The following is a 6,363-nucleotide window of genomic DNA, read 5'->3' on the forward strand; positions in this document are numbered from 1 at the left end:
TAGTAGCCGAGCTTGAGGCCGTGGCCCTCGACGACGCGGCCGGTGTCGGGCTTCTCGGCGCCGCCGAGCAGCCGCAGCAGCGTGGTCTTGCCGGCGCCGGTGAGGCCGAGGAGGACGACGCGGGAGCCGTACACCCGGCCGGACCGGCGCAGCAGTCCGGTGCAGGCGGCGGCGAGCCCGGCGGCGGCGCGCTGCATCAGCGCGCCTTCGGGGAGCCGTGCCATCAGGGCCTGTTCGGCGGCCCGTACGGTGGAGACGCTGTAGGCGGTACGCATGCCTTCCAACGTATGCGGGATGGGCCGCGGGCGCCCGGCCGGGTCAGCCCTCGGCGATCACCACGGCGGAGGCCACCCCGGCGTCGTGACTGAGCGACACGTGCCAGTGCCTGACGCCCAGTTCGGCGGCGCGGGCCGCCACCGTGCCGCGCACCCGCAGCCGGGGCTGCCCGCTCTCCTCCACGTACACCTCGGCGTCGGTCCACAGCAGTCCCCGGGGCGCGCCGAGCGCCTTGGCCAGGGCCTCCTTGGCGGCGAACCGGGCGGCGAGCGAGGCGGTGCCGCGCCGTTCGCCGCCGGGCAGCAGCAGTTCCCGTTCGACGAAGAGGCGCGCCGCGAGCTGCGGCGTCCGTTCCAGCGCCGCGCCGAACCGCTGGATCTCCGCCACGTCGATCCCGACCCCGATGATCACGTTCCCACCCTCGTTGCTCGTCTCACTCCACGGTGACCGACTTCGCCAGGTTGCGCGGCTGGTCCACCTCGTTGCCGCGGGCCGTCGCCAGTTCGCAGGCGAAGACCTGCAAGGGCACGGTGGCGACCAGCGGCTGAAGCAGCGTAGGCGTTGCGGGGACGCGGATGAGGTGGTCGGCGTACGGGACGACCTCGTCGTCGCCCTCCTCGGCGATGACGACGGTGCGGGCGCCGCGGGCGCGGATCTCCTGGATGTTGGACACGATCTTGCCGTGCAGGACGGAGCGTCCGGCCGGGGAGGGCACCACGACGACGACGGGCAGGCCGTCCTCGATGAGGGCGATCGGGCCGTGCTTGAGTTCCCCGGCGGCGAACCCCTCGGCGTGCATGTACGCGAGTTCCTTGAGCTTGAGCGCGCCCTCCAGGGCGACCGGGTAGCCGACGTGCCGGCCGAGGAAGAGGACGGTGTCGTGGCCGGCCAGGGAGCGGGCCAGTTCGCGGACGGGCTCCATGGTCTCCAGGACCCGTTCGACGGAGCCGGAGATCTCGGAGAGCTGGCGGATGACGGTGCGGATCTCGTCGCCCCATTTGGTGCCGCGCACCTGGCCGAGGTAAAGGGCGACGAGGTAGCAGGCGACGAGCTGGGTGAGGAAGGCCTTGGTGGAGGCGACGGCGACCTCGGGGCCGGCGTGGGTGTAGAGCACGGCGTCGGACTCGCGGGGGATGGTGGAGCCGTTGGTGTTGCAGATGGCGAGGACCTTGGCGCCCTGTTCGCGGGCGTGCCGCAGGGCCATCAGGGTGTCCATGGTCTCGCCGGACTGGGAGATGGCGACGACCAGGGTGTGCGGGTCCAGGATCGGGTCGCGGTAGCGGAACTCGCTCGCCAGTTCGGTCTCGCAGGGGATGCGGGTCCAGTGCTCGATGGCGTACTTGGCGATCATCCCGGCGTGGAAGGCGGTCCCGCAGGCGACGACGATGACCTTGTCGACCTCGCGGAGTTCGCCGGGGGTGATGCGCACCTCGTCCAGGTGGAGGGTGCCTTCGGGGTCGATGCGGCCGAGGAGGGTGTCGGTGACGGCCTTGGGCTGTTCGGCGATCTCCTTGAGCATGAAGGAGGCGTAGCCGCTCTTCTCGGCGGCCGAGGCGTCCCAGTCCACGTGGTACTCGCGGACCTCGGCGGGCGTGCCGTCGAAGCCGGTGACCCGAACGTCGTCCCGGCGGGCCGCGACGACCTGGTCCTGGCCGAGTTCGATCGCGGACCGGGTGTGCTCGATGAACGCGGCGACGTCGGAGGCGAGGAAGGACTCCCCGTCGCCCACCCCGACGACGAGCGGGGAGTTGCGCCGGGCGCCGACCACGGTGTCGGGCGCGTCGGCGAAGACGGCGACGAGGGTGAAGGCGCCTTCGAGGCGGCGGCAGACCTGGCGCATCGCCTCGGCGGGTTCGCCGCTGCGGCTGTACGCCTCGGCGAGGAGGTGGGCGACGGTCTCGGTGTCGGTCTCGGAGCGCAGGTCGTGGCCGCGCTCGCGGAGTTCGGCGCGCAGGGCGGCGAAGTTCTCGATGATCCCGTTGTGGACGACGGCGACGCTGCCGGCGTTGTCGAGGTGCGGGTGGGCGTTGGCATCAGTGGGGCCGCCGTGGGTGGCCCAGCGGGTGTGGCCGATCCCGGCGTGGCCGACGGGCAGCGGGTGCTCGCCCAGTTCCTTCTCCAGGTTGACGAGCTTGCCGGCCTTCTTGGCGGTGGCCAGCCCGCCGTCGGCGAGGACGGCGATCCCGGCGGAGTCGTACCCCCGGTACTCCAGCCGTTTGAGGCCGGCCACGACGACGTCCTGCGCCGACTGCCCGCCGACGTACCCCACGATTCCGCACATAGTGGTTCCTTCCGGATCATCTGCCCCTGTTCTTCGCATAGTCGCAGAAGCGCCCCCTATTTCAAGCCGGACCCGGCGGGCGCGCACGGACGGGCGCCCGGCCGGGAAGCCCCGGCCGGGCACCTGTCGGAACAGCTCGCCGCCCGGTCGCGGCGGGCCCGCTAGCCGGCCGCCGCCGCGCGGTCGCGGCCCAGGCCGACGGCGACCAGGCCCGCGGTGAGCAGGACGATCGCCGCGTCGATCGCCAGCACGGTGTGGACGCCCGACAGCCGGTCCGTGGTCGTCGTCGCCACGACGCCGAGCAGCGGGATGCCGACGGTGATGCCGACCTGCTGGGTGGAGGTCACCAGCCCCGTCGCGAGCCCCTGCTCCTCGTCGGGCACGCCGGAGGTCACCGTCAGCCCGTAGGCGACGATCGCGCCGAGGTTGCACACGCAGGCCAGCGCCAGGCAGAGGGCCGCCGGCCACACGCTCCAGCTCTCGGTGCCGATGACCAGCAGCCCCGCCACGGAGAGGCCCTGCACGACGAGGGACGCCACCAGGGTCGAGCGGGCTCCGAGCCGGCCGAGGACCTTCGGCACGAAGGCGCCCGACACCGCGGCCGCCGTGCCCTGGAAGCCGAAGACCAGGCCCGTCTGGAACGCGGAGAGCTCCAGCACCTCCTGGAAGTACAGGGTCATGGCGAAGACGACGGTGCTCATCATCGCGAAGGTGACCAGCCCGCCGAGGTTGCCCCAGGCCACCGTGCGGCGCTTCAGCATCGGCAGCGAGATCAGCGGCTCGGCGGTCCGGGACTCGACCACGACGAACGCGGCCAGCAGCACCACGCCCGCGACGAGCGCGACGATCACATCGGTGCCGCCGAAGCCCCGGTCCGCGGCCGTCGACAGGGCGTAGATCACGGCGAGCAGGCCGCCGGTGACGGTGACCGCGCCCGGCACGTCCAGGCGGGGCCGCTCGGGCCGCCTGGACTCGCTGAGCAGCGAGGGCGCCAGCGGCAGGACGACCACGGCGAACAGGGCGAGCAGCGCCATCGTGGAGCGCCAGCCGAGGGTGTCGGTCAGGACGCCGCCCAGCACCATGCCCACGGTGAAGCCGAGCGAGAGCAGCGTGCCGTTGATGCCCAGCGCCCGGTCCCGCAGCGGCCCCTCCGGGAACGTGGTGGTCAGCAGCGACATGCCGGTCGGCACGATGGCCGCCGCGCCGACCCCCTGCAGGGCGCGCCCGGCGAGGAAGGAGGCCGGATCCCAGGCGAAGGTGGTGAGCACCGAGGCCGCGCCGAACAGGGCGAGTCCGGCCAGGAACAGCTTCCGGCGGCCGTACAGGTCCCCCATCCGTCCGAACAGCAGCAGGAACCCGCCGGACGGCAGGGCGAACGCGGTGACCGCCCACTGCAGTTCCGCCTGGCCGAGGCCGAGGTCCGTACCGAGGCGCGGCAGGGCCACGTTCAGCACCGAGAAGTCGAGCGCGATCATGAACTGCGCGGCGCACAGCACGAAGAGGACCAGCCGGTCCCGGCGGGACAGTAAGACGGGCGCACCGGCGGCGGGCGGGGTGGGCCGGGGCGAGGGCTCGTCCCGGGTGAGTTCTTTGTCGAGGTGCTGGGTCATGGGTTTCCTAGGGGACGGGGTCCGTGCCCGCCGGGAGCCCCGGCGGGCACGGCTGACAGACAGGGGGCACGGGCGCGGCGGCGGTCAGTCCGGCGTGACGGGTCTCAGCGTGCGGAACGCGCCGCCCTCGAACACCAGGGGCGGGGCGTCCCGCAGGGTTCCGCAGCGTTCCACCGCGCCGATCGCGATGACGTGGTCGCCCGCCTCGACGAACCGGACGAGCCGGCAGGTGAAGTAGCCGATCGCGCCGGACAGCACGAACCCGACGGCGAACGGCGCGGGCCCGGCCGCGCAGGCGAAGCCGCCGGCGCCCATGGGCCGTTCGGGGTCGGCGAACCACCGCGCCACCGGCGCCTGTTCGGCCGCCAGTACGTTGACGGCGAAGCCGCCGGACTCCTCGATGAGGCCGCGGATGCGGGCCCCCTCCTTGACGGAGAACGAGGCGAGGGGCGGGTCGAGCGACAGGGTGGTGAAGGAGCTGACCGTCATGCCGTGCACCGAGGAGCCCCGGCCGCTGGTCACCACCGTGACCCCGGCGGGCAGGCAGCGGGCCGCCGCGCGCAGTTCGGACGCGGTGACCGCCGCCGGTTCGACGCCGGTGGTGCTCATCGGGCCCCTTCCGCCCGCCGCGGCAGCGGCTGCGCGCCGAGCAGGACGGCCCCGAGGTGCGAGACCCCCGCGCCGAACAGGACGAGCGAGTCGTCGCCGGCCGCGCCGTCCGCGGCGTCCTTGTCCTGGGCGAGCCGGTCCGCGAGGTTGATCAGCGGATCGCTGCCGAGGCAGTGGGCGGTGCGGCCGACGTTGCCGAGCCACAGCATGTCGCCGCCGAGGCCGACCTCGGAGAGGTACAGCCGCAGGACGTTGCGGGCGAAGTTGCTCGGCAGGACGCCGCGTACGGTGCCGAGGCCGGACGGGCTGCGGTCCGCGAGGCGCGCGAACAGTTCGCGGTGCGCCCTGATCCGGGACAGCAGTTGCTGCTGCGGCCCGCCGCCCAGGTTCAGTTCGGGCGCGGAGTGGTGGGCCATGGCCCGGACCGGGAGGCCGGGCGCGTCGGCGGAGACCAGGACCGACGCGGCGGCGTCGCTCGCGATCGCCGCGCCGCCGGCCACGACGCGCCGGCCGCCGGTCGCCCGGTCGGCGAGGTCGCCGGTGACGACCAGGACGTTGCGGGCCGTCCCGTCGCGCACGTACGACGCGGCGGTGCCCACGGCGACCATGGCCGTGGCGCAGTCCATGAGCCCCGTCGAGAGCACGGTCGCCCGGTCGATGCCGGTCTCGCCGAGGAGTTCGGCGACGTCCCGGTGGGCGGTGCGGTCGCGGGGCAGCGAGTCCGTCGCCAGCAGGACCACGTCGATGTCGCTCCCGGGTGTCCGGGCCTCGGCGAGGGTGCGGCCGACGGCGAGGGCCATCAGTTCGGTGACCTCGGCGTCCGACCAGTGGTAGGTGTCGAATCCGGCGGCGGGCGCGGTGAGTTCGGCCGCGATCCCGGGGTCGGCGAGCAGTTCCGGCAGCCCGGCCACCGGCTCGGCGCGCTCGCCCAGCTCGTACGCCGGGGCGCACAACCGTGGGGTGATCACTGTTCCGCCTCCTGTGCCGCGGTGTGCGCCAGGGCCGTGAACCGCTCGGCGAGCCGGCGCACGGTGGCCTCGTCGTAGAGGGCGGTGTCGAACTCCAGCCATCCGGCGACCCCGTCCGGGCCCGGATAGACGGCGAGGGTCAGGTCGAACCGCGCGGTGCCCTTGTCGAGGTCGGCGGTGGTGACCCGGGCGCCCTGGACGCGCCGCTCGTCGGCCCCGAGGTTGTCGAAGACGAAGACGGCGTCGAACAGCGGATGCGTGCCGGGCACCCGCCGGTCCGCGTCGATCAGCTCCCCGGGGTAGGAGGCGTGCCGCAGTCCGGCGCGGATGGCGGTGCGGGCCGCGCGGACCCGGTCCCGGTGCGTGCCGGTGCCGGCGTCCCGCAGCCGTACCGGCAGGACGTTGAGCAGGTAGCCCACCACCGTGTCCGTACCCTGCCGGTTGCGGCCCGTGGTGAACGTGCCGAGCAGGACGTCCTCGGTGCCGCCGAACTCCGCGAGCGCGGCCCAGGCGACGGCCAGCCAGCCCGCGTAGGCGGTGGCCGCCTCCCGCTGTGCGGACGCCGCGACGGCGTCGGCGACGGACGCGGGGAGGGTGAAGGCGATCCGGGCGCCGTCGC

At 73.8% G+C, this 6,363-nt stretch carries 7 protein-coding genes; all 7 read right to left on the reverse strand.

Translation table 11 applies throughout. The features are described from left to right. A partial coding sequence (locus tag MHW47_RS30490; RefSeq protein WP_239227105.1) for an ATP-binding cassette domain-containing protein occupies positions 1-275 on the reverse strand: 275 nt, incomplete at its 3' end. A gap of 43 nt (positions 276-318) precedes the next feature. Next, positions 319-687 (reverse strand): holo-ACP synthase, encoded by a 369-nt coding sequence (locus tag MHW47_RS30495; RefSeq protein ID WP_239227106.1) that lies wholly within the window; start codon positions 685-687, stop codon positions 319-321. Between the two features lie 22 nt (positions 688-709). Further along, positions 710-2,557, reverse strand: a complete 1,848-nt coding sequence (gene glmS / locus MHW47_RS30500) for a glutamine--fructose-6-phosphate transaminase (isomerizing) (protein ID WP_239227107.1) — start codon at positions 2,555-2,557, stop codon at positions 710-712. Positions 2,558-2,718: 161 nt separating this feature from the next. Next, the gene (locus MHW47_RS30505) at positions 2,719-4,167 is read right to left on the reverse strand and encodes an MFS transporter (RefSeq protein ID WP_239227108.1); all 1,449 of its coding nucleotides are present in this window, start codon (positions 4,165-4,167) and stop codon (positions 2,719-2,721) included. 84 nt (positions 4,168-4,251) lie between these two features. After that, on the reverse strand, positions 4,252-4,776 hold the full coding sequence (locus MHW47_RS30510) for a flavin reductase family protein (protein ID WP_239227109.1): 525 nt from the start codon (positions 4,774-4,776) through the stop codon (positions 4,252-4,254). Beyond that, entirely contained in the window at positions 4,773-5,744 is a 972-nt protein-coding gene (locus MHW47_RS30515) for an acyl carrier protein (protein ID WP_239227110.1), read from the reverse strand. The genes MHW47_RS30510 and MHW47_RS30515 overlap by 4 nt, the downstream gene beginning before the upstream one ends. After that, on the reverse strand, positions 5,741-6,363 hold a 623-nt coding region (locus MHW47_RS30520; protein WP_239227111.1), incomplete at its 5' end, for a condensation domain-containing protein. The genes MHW47_RS30520 and MHW47_RS30515, both read right to left, overlap by 4 nt.

The organism is Streptomyces sp. OfavH-34-F, assembly GCF_022347745.1.
GTDB lineage: Bacteria > Actinomycetota > Actinomycetes > Streptomycetales > Streptomycetaceae > Streptomyces.